Origin of the sequence: Pantoea sp. MBD-2R, assembly GCF_039134845.1 — a bacterium.
Lineage (GTDB): Bacteria > Pseudomonadota > Gammaproteobacteria > Enterobacterales > Enterobacteriaceae > Erwinia.
Genome location: NZ_CP152417.1, coordinates 2,520,656 through 2,536,968 on the forward strand (window position 1 = coordinate 2,520,656; position 16,313 = coordinate 2,536,968).

Consider the following 16,313-nt stretch of genomic DNA (forward strand, 5'->3'; position numbering starts at 1 on the left):
ATTTTTATGGATTTAAATAACCGTCTTACCGAAGATGAAACGCTTGAACAGGCTTATGATATTTTCCTTGAGCTCGCAGGCGATAACCTCGATCCGGCTGATATCATTCTGTTTAACCTCCAGTTTGAAGAACGCGGTGGTGCAGAGCTGCACGATCCGGCAGAAGACTGGGCAGAGCATGTCGATTTCGATCTGAACCCGGACTTCTTCGCTGAAGTGGTGATTGGTCTTGGTGAAACCGAGGAAGACCCGGTCACTGACATCTTTGCCCGCGTTCTGCTGTGCCGCGAGAAAGATCATAAGCTGTGTCATATTTTATGGCGTGAATAGCAGATAAGGCCGGGAAATCCCGGCCTTTTTTATTGCCCGACTAGAGCGGATCGACCTTCAGACACGAAACCGCATGGCGAAAACTCCCTTCCAGCAGCGGACGCGTTTTGGCACATTCAGGCCCGGCAATCGGACAGCGCGTACGAAACACACAGCCGGAAGGCGGATTGATGGGTGACGGTAACTCCCCTTCGAGCAGCTGAATGACCTTGTTTTTTTCCAGATCGGGATCGGGGATCGGCACCGCCGACATCAGCGCTCGCGTATAGGGATGCTGAGGATTTTGATAAACCTCGCTGTAGGTTCCCAGCTCTACCGCATGTCCCAGATACATCACCAATACCCGATCGGAAATATGCTTCACTACCGCCAAATCATGCGCGATAAAGATCAGTGAAAGCCCCATTTCGCGCTGCAATTTTTGCAGCAGATTAACGACCTGAGCCTGAATGGAAACGTCCAGCGCGGAAACCGGCTCGTCACAGATAATCAGCTTCGGCTCCAGGATCAACGCGCGAGCAATCCCAATTCGCTGACACTGGCCGCCGGAAAACTCATGCGGATAGCGGTTGATCAGATTCGGCAGCAGGCCAACCTTCATCATCATCGTTTTGACCCGCTCTTTCACTTCCTGGCGCGCCATCTTTGGATGATAGGTCCGCAGCGGTTCAGCGATAATATCGCCAATGGTCATACGTGGATTGAGTGAAGCCAGCGGATCCTGAAAAATCATCTGAATATCGCTGCGGGCTTTGCGCCACTCCTCTTCGCTCTGCCCAAGCAGGTCACGTCCCAGCCAGGCCACGCGCCCTTCCGTTGCTTTCACCAGCCCGATAATGGCCCGGGCCAGCGTGGATTTCCCGCAGCCCGACTCGCCGACCACGCCCAGCGTTTCGCCTTCGTATAAGCGCAGGCTGACGCCATCAACCGCTTTCAGCGTTTTCGATGGCTGCCAGAACCACTGTTTGCCATCTTTAATATCAAAATGCACCTTGAGGTCGGCAATCTCTAACAGCACTTTCTTTTCAGCTACTGCGTTCATACCAGCTCCTCCGCAGGTTTAAAGCAGGCACGCAGCCGTTCTTCGCCAAAAGGCAGTAGCGGCGGCATCGTGGCGCAGATTTCCATTGCATGCGGACAGCGCGGCTGGAACGGACAGCCTTTCGGCAAGCGCAGCAGGTTTGGCGGGTTGCCCGGAATGGTGGTAAGCGAATCGCCTTCTGCATCCAGTCGGGGAACGGCATTCAGCAAGCCGATAGAATAGGGATGCGTCGGCTGATAAAACACATCCCGCGCCTTGCCATATTCCATAGTGCGGCCTGCGTACATCACCAGCACCCGATCGCAGATCCCGGCAACAACGCCCAGATCGTGCGTGATCATAATAATGGCGGTGTTAAATTCGCGTTTCAGATCGTTGAGCAGCGTCATAATTTGTGCCTGAACGGTGACGTCCAGCGCCGTTGTCGGTTCATCAGCAATCAGCAGCTTAGGCCGACACAGCAGCGCCATGGCAATCATCACACGCTGGCGCATGCCGCCAGAAAATTCATGCGGATACATTTTCATTCGCTTACGCGCTTCCGGCATTTTTACCGCATCCAGCATGCGTACAGATTCTTCAAACGCCTGCGCGTTGCTTAAACCTTTATGCAGCTTCAGTACTTCCATCAGCTGCTCGCCAACCCGCATATAGGGATTGAGCGAGGTCATCGGGTCCTGAAAAATCATTGCGATTTGTTCAGCTCGCAGCCTGTTAAGCTGTTTTTCCGGCAGGTTAAGGATTTCGTTACCCTTAAACAGCGCCGAGCCGCCGATGCGCCCGTTACTGGCCAGCAAGCCCATCAGCGCAAACGCCGTTTGCGATTTGCCTGAACCCGATTCGCCAACAATCCCCAGCGTTTCACCTGCCCGCAGGCTAAAGTTGAGATCGTTTACCGCGGTGACGTCGCCATCCGGGGTAGCGAAGGTTACACGCAAATCTTTTACATCCAGCAGAAGCTCGCTTCCCGCTTTTTTTGCCATCGCTGACGGCATTTCAATTACGCTCATCGGGAAACTCCTTAACGATCTTTCGGGTCGAGGGCATCACGCAGGCCATCGCCGATAAAGTTGAAACAGAACAGCGTAACCACCAGAAAACCGGCCGGGAACAGCAGCAGCCATGGGGAAACTTCCATTGAATTTGCGCCGTCGCTAAGCAGAGCGCCCCAGCTGCTTAACGGTTCCTGTGTGCCAAGCCCCAGGAAACTGAGGAAGGATTCAAACAGGATCATGCTCGGCACCAGCAGTGAGGCATACACCACCACCACGCCCAGCACGTTAGGCACGATATGACGCAGTACAATATTGACCGTGGAAACACCACCAACATGGGCCGCTTCAATAAACTCTTTGCGTTTCAGGCTCAGCGTCTGACCTCGTACAATACGCGCCATATCCAGCCAGGAGACCAGCCCGATGGCGACAAAAATCAGCAGAATATTACGGCCAAAGAAGGTCACCAGCAGGATGACGAAAAACATAAACGGGAAGGAGTTGAGGATTTCCAGCAGGCGCATCATCACCGAATCGGTTTTGCCGCCGAGATAACCCGCCAGCGAGCCGTACAGCGTGCCCACTAACACGGCCACCAGCGCAGAAGCCACCCCGACCATCAGGGAAATCCTGCCGCCGATGGCTACCCTGACCAGCAAATCACGGCCGGAAGAATCCGTGCCAAAATAGTGCTTTGAAACGATATCCGGCGCGGCCGACATCATGCCCCAGTCGGTATCGTCGTAGGTAAAGGCCGAAAGCATCGGAGCGAAAACGACAAAAAGTGCAATCAGCAACAGCACGATCAGGCTGGCCAGCGCCGCACGGTTATGGATAAAACGACGGCGGGCATCCTGCCACAGGCTGCGTCCTTCGACCTCCAGCTTTTCGCTAAAGGCATCAAGAGCTGCGCTATTTTTCTTACTCAACATCATGGCAAGCTCCGGGATCAGTAACGGATTTTCGGATCGATGACCGCATACAGCACGTCAACAATCGCATTAAACAGAATGGTCAGTACGCCAACCAGAATTGTCAGGCTGAGCACTAATGAGTAGTCGCGGTTAAGCGCGCCGTTAACAAACAGCTGGCCAATACCCGGCAGGCCGTAAATCGTTTCAATCACCATCGATCCGGTAATGATGCCGACAAACGCCGGCCCTAAATAGGAAAGCACGGGCAACATCGCCGGTTTTAGCGCATGACGCAGTACGATACGATGCATCGGCAAACCTTTGGCGCGCGCGGTACGAATAAAGTTGGAGTGCAGCACTTCAATCATCGAGCCGCGGGTGATGCGCGCGATACTGGCGATGTAAGCCAGCGACAGCGCAACCATCGGCAAAATCATGTATTGCACCTGCCCACCGTTCCAGCCGCCGCCGGGCAGCCATTTCAGCGCAATCGCAAAAATCAGCACCAACAGCGGTGCGACGACAAAACTGGGGATCACCACGCCCGTCATGGCAATGCCCATCACCACAAAGTCCCATTTACTGTTTTGCTTTAACGCCGCGATCACCCCTGCCGTGACGCCAAGAATGATGGCCAGGATAAAGGCAGCCAGCCCGAGTTTGGCGGAAACCGGGAAGGCATGGCCGACCAGATAGTTCACCGAATAGTCTTTGTATTTAAACGACGGGCCGAAATCACCGTGCGCCAGCTGATTCAGATAATCAAGATACTGTTTCCAGATGGGGTCATTGAGGTGATATTTGGCTTCGATGTTCGCCATCACTTCCGGCGTCAGCGTCCTTTCACCGGTAAAAGGACTCCCTGGCGCCAGGCGCATCATAAAGAAGGAGATAGTAATAAGGATTAGCAACGTCGGTATCGCTTCCAGACACCGACGAAATATAAATTTTAACATTGCCCGTACCTGCTGGCCTGTGCTTCAGCACTGCTCAAAATAAACCCACGGGGGAAGGAGCACTTCCCCCAATCTTTGCTGCTTAGTGTTTTATTATGTAGAGATCTTTATCGTAGACGTAATTCAGCGGATCTTTACCGCTGTAGCCGCCGACATAAGGCTTAACCAGACGCGTGTTGGCGTAATAGAACACCGGCGCTATCACCGAATCTTTATCCAGAATCTGTTCAGCCTGGGTGTAAGCCGAGCTGCGCGCTTTATCATCACTGGCTGCCGTCGCGGCCGCCATCGCTTTATCGAAATCAGCGGATTTATAGTGAGAGGTGTTGTTGCTGCTGTCGGACAGCATGGTATTCAGGAAGGAGGTCGGTTCGTTGTAATCCGCACACCAGGCCGCACGGGCAACATCAAAGTTCCCCTGATGACGGGTATCCAGGAAGGTTTTCCACTCCTGATTATTCAGCTTGATATTCACACCGAGATTTTTCTTCCAGATAGACGCGGCGGCGATCGCCAGCTTTTTATGCAGGTCGGACGTGTTGTACAGCAGCTCGAAAGTCAGCGGCTTGTCGGCCGTGTAACCGGCTTCGGCCAGCAGCTTCTTCGCCTCTGCATTACGCTTGTCCTGTGACCAGCTGAACCACTCAGGTTTGGTGACATCAGCGCCGTCAATGGCGGGCGGTGTGTAGCTGTAAGCCGGCTGCTGTCCCTGAGCCAGCACTTTATTGACCATGATGTCGCGATCCAGGCCCAGCTTCAGTGCGGCACGAACGCGAGGATCGGTGAACGGTGCTTTCTGGTTATTGATTTCATAGTAATAGGTGCACAGATAGGGATCGACATGCAGCTCTTTCGGATTATCGCGCTGTAATTTCTTAAACAGCTCAATCGGCAAATTGGTGTAGGTCATGTCGCTGCCGCCGTTGCTGAAATAGCGATTAACGTCACTGACTTCAGACGGAATAGGCAGGAAGGTGACTTTGTCCAGTTTAGTATCGGCGTTGTCCCAGTACTGCGGGTTACGCACTACAACAATACGTTCATTGATAATGTGTTCCTGTAACTTGTAGGCACCGTTGCCCACCCAGTTTTCAGGCTGAGTCCACTTCTCACCAAATTTCTCGATAGCAGGCTTGTAAACCGGCGACATAGAAGGATGGATTAACAGCTTATAGAAATAAGGAACCGATTCGGTCAGCGTGACCTGTAGCGTATGCGCATCCAGCGCCTTCACGCCCAGCTGGTCAGGTTTTTTCTTACCGGCAATGATCTCATCGATATTTTCCAGATGACCATACTGCAAATAGCTGGCGTACGGTGATGCGGTTTTCGGATCGGCCAGACGCTGCCAGCTGTAAACAAAATCCTGCGCCGTAACGGGTTCGCCATTGGACCATTTGGCGTTATTACGCAGATGGAAAGTCCAGACTTTGCCCTCTTTGTTATCCCAGCTCTCCGCCACGCCCGGCACCGGCTGACCGTTGGTATCGTTAATGACCAGCCCTTCCAGCAGATCGTAACTGACGTTAGCTTCCGGGACGCCTTCAATTTTATGCGGATCGAGTGACTGCACTTCATCACCATTACCTTTAATCAGCTCCTGCTTCGCAGCGAGTTCCACCCCTGCCGGCACTGTCGCAGCAATGGCCATATTTCCAGCCAACGCCGTCAGGATGCTCAGTGCAACCAGGCTTTTCTTTGTGATGTTGGTCATTCCACTACTCCAGTTTTTATTATTGCTAATGTTATCTCAGCACACCTGTCTTTCAGGATTCAGCAGGCCGGAACGGAGGCTTACTGAACTGTTGCTGTGTCACTTACTTGCTATCAACACGGTATGGCAAAAACTTAATGCTTTGTAATGTAGAAATATTTCAGGTCAGGCTGGTCCTGAGGATCCTTGCCGGTAAACCCGCCAACCCAGGGTTTGATCAGCCGGGCACTGACACGGTAATAAACCGGAACGATGGCAGAGTCGCGATCGAGCTGTTGTTCAGCTTGCTGATAAAGCGCCGCACGCTGTGAGTCATCAGCGGCTTTGAGCGTTTCTGCCATTAACGAGTCAAATTTCTCGCTGTGATAAAAAGCAGTATTGCTGGAAGAATGGCTCAGCATGGCGTTAAGAAATGTCGAAGGTTCGTTGTAATCGGCGCACCAGGTCGCCCGGGCAACGTCAAATTCACCCTGGTGGCGCGTATCCAGCATCGTCTTCCACTCCTGGTTCTCTAACGTCACCTTCGCGCCCAGGTTTTTTTGCCACATCGATGCGGCAGCGATAGCCTGCTTTTTATTGAGATCGGAGGTGTTATACAACAAGGCGAACGACAGCGGTTTTGCCGCACTATATCCGGCTTCTGCCAGCAGTTTTTTTGCCTGTTCGTTACGCTGTGCCTGACTCCACGTCATCCATTCAGGCTGCGTAAGATGCGCGCCCGAAATAAACGGCGGCGTAAAACCACCCGCAGGTATTTGCCCCTGTCCCATAATTTTATTGGCGATGATGTCGCGATCCAACGTCAGCTTGACGGCCGTGCGTACACGCGGATCGTTAAAAGGCGGCCGTTTATTATTCAGCTCATAGTAAAAAGTACAGAGCAACGGACTGACATGAACCTGTGAAGCGATGCTTTTCTTCAGGATAGGGAAAAGATCGGGCGGCAGCGCGCTGTTGGTCATATCAATTTCACCGCTTCGGTAGCGGTTGACGTCACTCGTTTCAGAAGAAATTGGCAGGAAGGTTGCCGTCTCAATAATGGTTTTGCCATTGTTCCAGTATTGTGGATTGCGCCTGAGCACGATCTTTTCGTTAATCACCCAGTCGCTCAGCGAATAAGCGCCGTTTCCGACATAGTGACCGGGCTGCGTCCAGCTTTCGCCCCACTTCTCAATCGCGCTACGATTAACAGGCTTTAACGAGGAATGCGCCACCAGCGCGATAAAATAAGGGACGGGTTCGCTCAGCGTTACCTGCAAATGGTGGTCGTCCAGCGCCTTTACGCCAAGCGTATCCGGCGCTTTTTTGCCGCTGAGGATGGCGTCAATATTTTCAACGTGAGCATATTGTAAATAGCTCGCGTAGGGGGAAGCCGTTTTCGCATCGACCAGACGTTGCCAGCTGTAGACGAAATCTTTCGCGGTCACCGGTTCACCGTTGCTCCATCTGGCATTACTACGCAGGGTAAACGTCCAGATTTTGCCCTGCTCATTTTGCCAACTTTCTGCAACGCCGGGCACCACCGCTCCCTGATTGTCGGTTGTCACCAACCCTTCGAGCAGGTTCAGGATGATATTACTTTCCGGAACGCCCTCGGTTTTATGCGGATCAAGCGAAGCGACTTCACCGCCATTATTAATCACAATGGTTTGGTGCGCCGCCAGTGCTACCCCCGCCGGTGCGGCGGCGGCAAAAGGAACTTGGGTAAAGACAATCAGACTGCTCAGCAGAATGCGGGTATGACGCCAGGACGAGAACGGAATTTTCATTAAGCGTGAGTAACCTGTATCCGGGAACCTTATAGGTTCAATAAAATCAGCTTGCGGGTAGCGCACGGGATACCTGCACATCTGATGCCAGTTTTCAGCGAATCTTTCGAAAACTAACAGAATGCGGTAGCCCGCGCTAAATCTTATTAACAAAAATGTTAACCAATTCTCTTTTTCGCCAGGGAAAGTTTATAACAGCGCTATTATTTCTGACGCGAATTAACAGTCAAGATATTGATTTTTAATCAAAAATTTACAAATAAATCTCAATAAGACCTTCATCGCTTTCAGTTAAGTTATAAAGTAATCGCAAGCGGCTGTAAAAGCAGACTGGCAGGTAAATCCTCTGCCTATCCACAGATTGCGAGAATAATAGTTTGGATGTGGCGATAGTAGCGGAGATAAACGTTGTGAAGAAAATAACATTTCTGTATTAGCTTCTGAATAATTAGCAGCTTGCAGTAATTACATTAATAAAAGCGAATCGCTGTTAAGATTTAAGAATAATTGCTCTATTTTGGTGCGTAAAAGCCGTAATTCGCACCAGAGTGGTGCGAATTTTTATTAGACATGAGAAAAAAGCGTAGATTGTTCGAAGAATACGGGGTTTTTCAGTGCTTAATTAATGTACCAAACCTGGGAAGAGCGCCCTGATACCGGTGACAACAAACTCAATGCCTAATGCCATCAGCAACAGTCCCATAATGCGCGTGATAACGTTGATCCCGGTCTGTCCCAGCACCCTGACCATTAAAGGGGCCGCACGAAACAGCAGCCAGCAGCAGAAAGCAAACAGCGCAATAGCTACGCTAAATCCCAGCAGATTTTGCCAGCTGTAATAACGGGTGCTCCAGACGATGGTTGAACTGATCGCCCCCGGCCCTGCCATTAAGGGCAACGCAAGCGGAACGACACCAATGCTTTCACGAATAGCCGTTTCCGATTTTTCCTGCTTGTTTTGCTTATCTTCACCCAACTTTCCGCTGATCATCGACATGGCGATTGTCACTACCAGGATGCCCCCGGCGATGCGGAAAGAATCAATGGAAATGCCAAAGGTATGCAGGATGCCGTCTCCCAAAAACAGTGAAGTCCAGAGAATGATAGCCACCGAAAGATTGGCGGTAAGATTAGTTTTGTTACGGGCTGCGGGAGGCAGGTAGCTGGTCATGCTGATAAACACAGGAATAATCCCAACGGGATTGACCAGCGCAAACAGTCCGACAAAAAATTTAATATAGCCTGAAAGGTCCAGTAATGCCGGATTCACGCTCTTCTCCTCTATAGTAATTATGCAAGCCTGACAGGATTATGCAGGCCGTACGGTCTCATCGCCAACGTTGGCTTATTGTGTCAAATTGTTTGCAGTAAATTCACGTCGCATTCTCTTACTGGCGGCTATTTTCCCTGAAAGTATCACCCCCTGTTGCAACCTCAGGCAAACATCTCATAACGCGGCACGTTTGCCGATGCTGAAAGGTGTCAGCTTGGAAAATCGATGATTTAGATCAAAATCCTTCCCCCTCGGAATGCGTAAGATTCACTGCAACAGACGGACTTTTGTAAAGGCAGGCAGGCAGGCCTGGCCGCCAGAGACTCTTTCAGTAAACTTTTAGAACTTGCGACAGTAAAACTTATGTAGATTCTGTGTCTTTTCAGCGTTAACAAGCACGCGAGTCTATAATTGTCAGTTCTCACTTGTTTACTAATAGAGTTTAAACTTCCATCAGGAGAGCATTATGGCCGTTACTAATGTTGCTGAGTTAAACGCATTGGTTGAGCGTGTAAAAAAAGCCCAGCGAGAATACGCCAACTTCACTCAAGAGCAAGTAGACAAGATCTTCCGCGCCGCCGCCCTGGCAGCAGCAGATGCCCGAATCCCGCTGGCGAAAATGGCGGTTGCCGAGTCCGGCATGGGCATTGTCGAAGACAAAGTGATTAAAAATCATTTTGCATCAGAATATATTTACAACGCTTATAAAGACGAAAAAACCTGTGGCATCCTGGATACCGATGACACTTTTGGCACCATCACCATTGCAGAACCTACCGGCCTGATTTGCGGCATCGTTCCTACCACTAACCCGACTTCCACCGCTATTTTCAAAGCCCTAATCAGCCTCAAAACGCGTAACGGCATTATTTTCTCTCCTCACCCACGCGCTAAAGATGCCACCAATAAAGCGGCCGACATTGTGTTGCAGGCTGCTATTGCAGCTGGCGCACCTAAAGATATTATCGGCTGGATCGATGTCCCTTCCGTCGAGCTTTCCAACCAGTTGATGCACCATCCGGATATTAATTTAATCCTTGCTACCGGTGGCCCAGGCATGGTGAAAGCCGCCTACAGCTCAGGTAAACCTGCCATCGGCGTTGGTGCCGGTAATACCCCGGTAGTGATTGATGAAACAGCGGATATCAAACGTGCTGTCGCCTCGATCCTGATGTCAAAGACCTTCGATAACGGCGTTATCTGTGCATCTGAACAGTCCGTCATCGTTGTGGACTCTGCCTATGATGCCGTTCGTGAGCGCTTTGCCAGCCACGGCGGCTATATGCTGCAAGGTCAGGAGCTGAAAGCCGTCCAGGACATCATCCTGAAAAATGGCGGTTTGAATGCGGCAATCGTCGGACAGCCTGCGGTCAAAATCGCTGAGATGGCGGGCATCACTGTTCCGGCCAACACCAAAATTTTAATCGGCGAAGTTCAGCTGGTTGATGAATCAGAGCCTTTTGCTCATGAGAAGCTTTCCCCTACCCTTGCTATGTATCGCGCGAAAGACTTCGAAGACGCGGTAACGAAAGCAGAAAAACTGGTGGCCATGGGCGGCATCGGCCATACCTCATGTTTGTATACCGATCAGGATAACGAGCGCGAGCGCGTTAACTACTTCGGCGACAAAATGAAAACGGCACGTATTCTTATCAATACACCCGCTTCTCAGGGGGGTATTGGCGACCTGTATAACTTTAAGCTGGCACCGTCGCTAACGCTGGGCTGCGGCTCCTGGGGTGGCAACTCCATTTCTGAAAACGTCGGGCCTAAGCACCTGATCAACAAGAAAACCGTGGCTAAGCGAGCAGAAAACATGTTGTGGCATAAACTTCCTAAGTCTATCTACTTCCGTCGTGGCTCTCTGCCCATTGCGATGGAAGAAGTGGCCAGCGATGGCGCGAAACGTGCCTTTATCGTTACCGACCGCTTCCTGTTTAATAACGGCTATGTCGATCAGATTGTTTCTGTACTGAAAACCCACGGTATTGAAACCGAGGTGTTCTTTGAAGTTGAGGCCGATCCAACCCTGAGCGTTGTTCGCAAAGGTGCCGAACAGATGAACTCCTTCAAACCAGACGTCATTATCGCGCTGGGCGGCGGCTCGCCAATGGATGCAGCAAAAATCATGTGGGTGATGTACGAGCATCCTGAAACCCACTTTGAGGAACTGGCGCTACGCTTTATGGATATCCGTAAACGTATCTACAAATTCCCAAAAATGGGCGTAAAAGCCAAAATGATTGCGGTCACCACCACGTCAGGAACAGGTTCTGAAGTGACGCCATTCGCGGTTGTAACCGACGATGCGACCGGCCAGAAATATCCACTTGCTGACTACGCGCTGACGCCTGATATGGCGATTGTGGATGCCAACCTGGTGATGAATATGCCTAAATCACTTTGTGCTTTTGGCGGTCTGGATGCGGTTGTTCACTCACTGGAAGCATACGTTTCCGTGCTGGCAAATGAATATTCTGATGGTCAGGCCCTGCAGGCACTGAAGCTGTTACAGGAAAATCTGCCAGCCAGCTACAACGAGGGTGCAAAAAATCCGGTTGCTCGTGAACGTGTCCACAACGCGGCCACTATCGCGGGTATCGCTTTCGCCAACGCCTTCCTGGGCGTCTGTCACTCAATGGCGCACAAACTGGGTTCAGAGTTCCATATTCCTCATGGTCTGGCTAATGCCCTGCTCATCAGCAACGTCATTCGCTACAACGCCAATGATAATCCAACCAAGCAAACCGCATTCAGCCAGTACGACCGTCCACAGGCGCGTCGTCGCTATGCTGAAATTGCAGATCACCTGCGTCTTAGCCTGCCGGGCGATCGCACCGCTGAGAAAATCGAGCGGCTGCTGAGCTGGCTGGAAGGGATGAAAGCGGAACTGGGTATTCCTAAATCCATCCGTGAAGCGGGCGTTCAGGAAGCTGATTTCCTGGCTAAAGTCGATAACCTGGCAGAAGATGCTTTTGATGACCAGTGTACCGGCGCGAACCCACGTTATCCGCTGATTGCCGAACTGAAACAAATCATGCTCGACAGCTTCTATGGTCGCGACTACACCGAGCTCTTCGCCAATGTCGCTGAGGCAGCTGCCGCTCAGCCAGCAACCGCGAAGAAAGCGGAAAAGAAAGCTAAAAAGGCATAAAAGCTTTTTTATCTGAAACAAAAACCCGCCATATGGCGGGTTTTTTTATCGGTTAAATCTTTAGAAAAATTTATCATCAACAGCCGAAGCTTATCATCCACATTCCAAAGGTAACTATTGTAACCGCATGCGCTAATCAGAGCGGTTGATTGCCTTTTTCACCGTAAACGGCGCGCAGGCACTTCTGTTCAATAGCGGCCTTATAATGTTTACGACAGACGGAGACATAGCGCTCGTTACCGCCTATCACCACCTGCTCCCCTTCATTATAAGGCGTGCCGTTTTCATCCAGACGCAATACCATTCCCGCTTTTCTGCCGCAGTGACAAACGGTTTTTAATTCTACCAGCTTGTCTGACCAGGCTAACAAATAGTGGCTACCGCTAAATAACTCCCCACGAAAATCTGTACGCAACCCGTAGCACAGTACAGGTATATTAAGATTATCAACCACATCAGATAATGCTTTTACCTGATCGCGGGTCAGAAACTGACACTCATCAATCAGCACGCAGTGAACCGGTTCCATTTGCTGTTCTGCTTTAATCTCAGCAAAAAGTGCCGTGTCGTTATTATACAATTTTGCTGGAGAAGAAAGTCCAATTCTCGAGCTCACTTTACCGAAGCCAAAACGGTTATCAATCTCTGCGGTGTAGATTATGGTACGCATCCCGCGTTCCTGATAGTTATATGAAGATTGCAGTAATGCGGTAGATTTGCCCGCATTCATCGCAGAATAATAAAAATAAAGCTGAGCCATCGGGCTTTACTCCGGTTAAAAGGTTGCAGGTATTCATTCCAATTGTATCATAAGCCGCGCCGCGACAGGCACTGACCTCCACCTGTGCTATGGATAGCTGTACTTACGTAACTAAAATAACAGCTAATATTAATGCACCCTATTAAAGTATAGGGGAAGATTAATGCGCATTAATCGATTAAAGAGAGAGGGTTGATATTGATAGGATTCCCAGCCTTTTTCGTACCGCAGTTACTGCTTTTTCAAAGGAATTAATTGAACATGTTATTACCTTAAGTTACGTTTGTAATCGCGGTATCTGACGGAAAATGCAATCTCTGCTTATAGCGTTGACGTTAATAAAACAATAGATTAATAATGATACTCGCATGTCTTTTGCATAAACGATTTAACAGCACCGAAAAAATTAGCTATTGCAGTTCTTAGAGACCCACTCTATTATTATCCAGCAGAACATTCCCCATTATAATTTTTGAGACCAGGACAATGAGCGAAGCCCTTAAAATTTTGAACAACATCCGTACTCTGCGTGCGCAGGCAAGAGAATGCACGCTGGAAACGCTGGAAGAAATGCTGGAAAAGCTGGAAGTCGTTGTTAATGAGCGTCGTGAAGAAGAAAGTCACGCTCAGGCTGAAATTGAAGAGCGTACGCGTAAACTGCAACAGTATCGCGAAATGCTGATTGCTGACGGCATCGATCCTAACGAATTACTGGCAACGCTTGGCGCGACCAACAAAACCACGGCGAAAGCAAAGCGCGCCGCACGTCCAGCCAAATACAAATATGTCGATGAAAACGGCGAAACCAAAACCTGGACTGGCCAGGGTCGTACTCCAGCAGTAATCAAGAAAGCTATCGAAGAACAGGGTAAAAAACTCGAAGATTTCTCGCTGTAATTCAGGCCCACGTGCCTGTTAAAGGCTTTACCTGAGTGAAGACTTTATTTGCTTAACCAGCAGCGTGATATTCGTGTATTAAAAAAAGGAAGCTTTCGCTTCCTTTTTTATTGTTTCATACATCGTCAGACCTGATAAAAAGAACGATACCAGCTGACAAAGTGACTGATGCCCTCTTCCACGCCCGTTTGCGGTTTAAACCCTATCGCCTTTTGCAATGCAGTTGTATCCGCACTGGTTTCCAGAACGTCGCCAGGTTGCATAGGCAGCATATTCTTATCCGCGGTTATCCCTAACGCCTTCTCCAGCGCTTCAATATAGGCCATCAGCGTGACAGGATTGCTGTTACCGATATTATAGACCCGATACGGCGCTGAGCTGGTTGCCGGGCTTCCTGTTTCAACGCTCCACTCCGGATCGGCTTGCGGAATAACATCCTGTAAACGCACGATCGCTTCAGCTATATCATCTATATAGGTGAAGTCGCGGCGCATCTGGCCGTTGTTATAAACATCGATCTTTTCACCCGCAATCATTGCGCGAGTAAATTTAAACAGCGCCATATCCGGGCGTCCCCAGGGGCCGTAGACGGTGAAAAACCGCAGGCCCGTGGTCGGAATACCGTAAAGATGAGAATAGGTGTGCGCCATTAACTCATTGGCTTTTTTAGTCGCCGCATACAGCGAGACAGGGTGATCTACCGAATCATCGGTAGAGAATGGCATTTTGCGATTCAGCCCGTAAACCGAGCTTGAGGAAGCATAGAGCAGATGGCCGATTTTATTATGTCGGCACCCTTCGAGAATATTCAGATGGCCAATAAGATTGGCATCGGCATAGGCTAAAGGATTATCAAGAGAGTAGCGTACCCCGGCCTGCGCGCCCAGATGAATAACACGTTCAAAATGATCTTCGGCAAAAAGACGGGCAATCCCTTCTCTGTCGGCCAGGTCGAGTTGAATAAACGTAAATTCATTGTGAGGTTTGAGGATATCGAGGCGGGCGAGTTTGAGTTTTACATCGTAATAGTCATTCAGGTTGTCGATACCGACAACCTGGTGACCGGCGCTTAACAGGCGTTGTGAGACATGAAACCCAATAAATCCTGCTGCACCGGTAACCAGATATTTCATACTGCCCTCGTTAATTATGCAATTTGAATAGAAGCTCCGCGGCCGATTGCATAATAAACGAAACCGCGTTTGCTGACTCTTTCTGGATCATACAGGTTACGACCATCAAAAATCACGGGTTCTTTCAGAGCATTTTTAATGACGTCGAAATCCGGCGCGCGGAAATTCTGCCATTCAGTACAGATGACCAGGCCATCAGCACCCTGCAGAGCAGCTTCTTTGGTACCCATCAGCTTCAGATCGCTGCGGTGACCGTAGATGCGCTGTGCTTCGTCCATTGCTTCCGGATCGAAAGCCTGAACGGTTGCACCCGCCTGCCATAACGCTTCCATCAGCACGCGGGCTGAGGCTTCACGCATATCATCCGTGTTCGGCTTGAACGACAGGCCCCACAGCGCAAAAGTTCTGCCCTGCAAGTTGTCGCCGAAATGACGTTTGATGAACGTTGGCAGTTTGTTTTTCTGCGAGTCGTTGACGTCTTCTACTGCCTGCAACAGACGAGGCTTGTAGCCAATCTGCTCAGCGGTACGAATCAGTGCCTGCACGTCTTTCGGGAAGCAGGAACCACCGTAGCCACAGCCAGGGTAGATGAAGGAGTAGCCGATGCGGGAGTCAGAACCAATGCCCTGACGCACTTTCTCGACATCTGCGCCCAGGCGTTCAGCCAGGTTGGAGATCTCATTCATAAAGCTGATTTTAGTAGCCAGCATGCAGTTTGCGGCATACTTGGTCAGTTCTGCGCTGCGGATATCCATCAGGATCATACGATCGTGATTACGGTTGAATGGCTCGTAAAGTTCACGTAGCAGCTCAACAACGTCATCATTGTCGGTACCCACAACGATACGCTCAGGACGCATACAGTCATTGACTGCCGCGCCTTCTTTCAGGAATTCTGGGTTAGAAACCACGTCAAACGCGATTTCAACACCACGACCTTTCAGGGTCTCTTCCATGACTGCGCGTACGCGGTCTGCCGTGCCAACAGGAACGGTAGATTTGTCGATCACAACTTTATGATCGCCCATGTGCTGTGCAATAGTACGTGCTACCGCAGTAACATATTTCAGATCCGCAGACCCATCTTCGTCTGGAGGCGTGCCTACAGCAATAAACTGCATAATGCCGTGGTTGACCCCTTCTTCCGCATTGGTGGAAAACTTGAGGCGACCTGCCTCATAGTTCTGCATCACCAGCGGCGTCAGACCTGGTTCAAAAATTGGAATGATCCCTTTCTTCAGATTTTCGACTTTATTTTCGTCGACATCGATACAAAGAACGTCATGTCCGACTTCGGCCAGAACAGCAGCCTGAACCAGACCCACATAGCCGATACCAAATACGGTGACTTTCATTGAATTGTCCCGGTTAAAAAT

At 50.2% G+C, this 16,313-nt stretch carries 13 protein-coding genes; 3 read left to right on the plus strand and 10 right to left on the minus strand.

The genetic code is table 11. From position 1 onward, the window contains the following. Positions 1–330 carry an HI1450 family dsDNA-mimic protein gene (locus AAGQ96_RS11530; RefSeq protein WP_147198220.1) on the plus strand — a complete coding sequence of 110 codons (330 nt, stop codon included), beginning with the start codon at positions 1–3 and terminating at the stop codon, positions 328–330. Between the two features lie 40 nt (positions 331–370). Here AAGQ96_RS11530 and oppF read toward each other — a convergent pair whose 3' ends face one another. From oppF to AAGQ96_RS11565, 7 genes are all read right to left on the minus strand, one after another. Further along, positions 371–1,372 carry a murein tripeptide/oligopeptide ABC transporter ATP binding protein OppF gene (gene oppF, locus AAGQ96_RS11535; protein WP_147198222.1) on the minus strand — a complete coding sequence of 334 codons (1,002 nt, stop codon included), beginning with the start codon at positions 1,370–1,372 and terminating at the stop codon, positions 371–373. Continuing rightward, a complete protein-coding gene (locus AAGQ96_RS11540) occupies positions 1,369–2,382 on the minus strand; it encodes an ABC transporter ATP-binding protein (RefSeq protein WP_342753609.1) in 1,014 nt (337 codons plus the stop codon). The genes oppF and AAGQ96_RS11540 overlap by 4 nt, the downstream gene beginning before the upstream one ends. An 11-nt stretch (positions 2,383–2,393) precedes the next feature. Then, a complete protein-coding gene (gene oppC / locus AAGQ96_RS11545) occupies positions 2,394–3,302 on the minus strand; it encodes an oligopeptide ABC transporter permease OppC (protein ID WP_147198226.1) in 909 nt (302 codons plus the stop codon). Positions 3,303–3,316: 14 nt separating this feature from the next. Continuing rightward, positions 3,317–4,237 carry an oligopeptide ABC transporter permease OppB gene (gene oppB, locus AAGQ96_RS11550; RefSeq protein ID WP_147198228.1) on the minus strand — a complete coding sequence of 307 codons (921 nt, stop codon included), beginning with the start codon at positions 4,235–4,237 and terminating at the stop codon, positions 3,317–3,319. An 82-nt stretch (positions 4,238–4,319) separates the two neighbouring features. Further along, positions 4,320–5,951, minus strand: coding sequence for an oligopeptide ABC transporter substrate-binding protein OppA (oppA, locus tag AAGQ96_RS11555; RefSeq protein ID WP_147198230.1), 1,632 nt, complete (start codon positions 5,949–5,951; stop codon positions 4,320–4,322). 134 nt (positions 5,952–6,085) lie between these two features. After that, on the minus strand, positions 6,086–7,720 hold the full coding sequence (locus AAGQ96_RS11560) for an ABC transporter substrate-binding protein (protein WP_342753610.1): 1,635 nt from the start codon (positions 7,718–7,720) through the stop codon (positions 6,086–6,088). A 622-nt stretch (positions 7,721–8,342) separates the two neighbouring features. Continuing rightward, positions 8,343–8,990 (minus strand): YchE family NAAT transporter, encoded by a 648-nt coding sequence (locus AAGQ96_RS11565; protein WP_147198234.1) that lies wholly within the window; start codon positions 8,988–8,990, stop codon positions 8,343–8,345. A 469-nt stretch (positions 8,991–9,459) separates the two neighbouring features. Between AAGQ96_RS11565 and adhE the strand changes: the two genes are divergently transcribed. After that, positions 9,460–12,147 carry a bifunctional acetaldehyde-CoA/alcohol dehydrogenase gene (adhE, locus tag AAGQ96_RS11570; protein WP_147198236.1) on the plus strand — a complete coding sequence of 896 codons (2,688 nt, stop codon included), beginning with the start codon at positions 9,460–9,462 and terminating at the stop codon, positions 12,145–12,147. A gap of 136 nt (positions 12,148–12,283) precedes the next feature. On the opposite strand, the gene tdk is transcribed toward adhE, so the two are convergent. After that, positions 12,284–12,907 (minus strand): thymidine kinase, encoded by a 624-nt coding sequence (tdk, locus tag AAGQ96_RS11575; protein ID WP_147198238.1) that lies wholly within the window; start codon positions 12,905–12,907, stop codon positions 12,284–12,286. 486 nt (positions 12,908–13,393) lie between these two features. Here tdk and hns point away from each other — a divergent pair, with 486 nt between their 5' ends. Continuing rightward, positions 13,394–13,804 (plus strand): histone-like nucleoid-structuring protein H-NS, encoded by a 411-nt coding sequence (gene hns, locus AAGQ96_RS11580; protein WP_147198240.1) that lies wholly within the window; start codon positions 13,394–13,396, stop codon positions 13,802–13,804. Between the two features lie 125 nt (positions 13,805–13,929). On the opposite strand, the gene AAGQ96_RS11585 is transcribed toward hns, so the two are convergent. Both AAGQ96_RS11585 and AAGQ96_RS11590 read right to left on the minus strand, forming a co-directional pair. Then, entirely contained in the window at positions 13,930–14,937 is a 1,008-nt protein-coding gene (locus AAGQ96_RS11585; protein ID WP_342753611.1) for an NAD-dependent epimerase, read from the minus strand. A gap of 14 nt (positions 14,938–14,951) precedes the next feature. Beyond that, positions 14,952–16,292: a UDP-glucose/GDP-mannose dehydrogenase family protein gene (locus AAGQ96_RS11590; protein ID WP_342753612.1), complete on the minus strand. Its 1,341-nt coding sequence runs from the start codon at positions 16,290–16,292 to the stop codon at positions 14,952–14,954. Between the last annotated feature and the right edge of the window lie 21 nt (positions 16,293–16,313).

Coding starts and splice junctions, on each gene's coding strand:
- oppF (WP_147198222.1), bottom strand. CDS start 1,372: ATGAACGCAGTAGCTGAAAAGAAAGTGCTGTTAGAGATTGCCGACCTC.
- AAGQ96_RS11540 (WP_342753609.1), bottom strand. CDS start 2,382: ATGAGCGTAATTGAAATGCCGTCAGCGATGGCAAAAAAAGCGGGAAGC.
- oppC (WP_147198226.1), bottom strand. CDS start 3,302: ATGATGTTGAGTAAGAAAAATAGCGCAGCTCTTGATGCCTTTAGCGAA.
- oppB (WP_147198228.1), bottom strand. CDS start 4,237: ATGTTAAAATTTATATTTCGTCGGTGTCTGGAAGCGATACCGACGTTG.
- oppA (WP_147198230.1), bottom strand. CDS start 5,951: ATGACCAACATCACAAAGAAAAGCCTGGTTGCACTGAGCATCCTGACG.
- AAGQ96_RS11560 (WP_342753610.1), bottom strand. CDS start 7,720: ATGAAAATTCCGTTCTCGTCCTGGCGTCATACCCGCATTCTGCTGAGC.
- adhE (WP_147198236.1), top strand. CDS start 9,460: ATGGCCGTTACTAATGTTGCTGAGTTAAACGCATTGGTTGAGCGTGTA.
- tdk (WP_147198238.1), bottom strand. CDS start 12,907: ATGGCTCAGCTTTATTTTTATTATTCTGCGATGAATGCGGGCAAATCT.
- hns (WP_147198240.1), top strand. CDS start 13,394: ATGAGCGAAGCCCTTAAAATTTTGAACAACATCCGTACTCTGCGTGCG.
- AAGQ96_RS11585 (WP_342753611.1), bottom strand. CDS start 14,937: ATGAAATATCTGGTTACCGGTGCAGCAGGATTTATTGGGTTTCATGTC.
- AAGQ96_RS11590 (WP_342753612.1), bottom strand. CDS start 16,292: ATGAAAGTCACCGTATTTGGTATCGGCTATGTGGGTCTGGTTCAGGCT.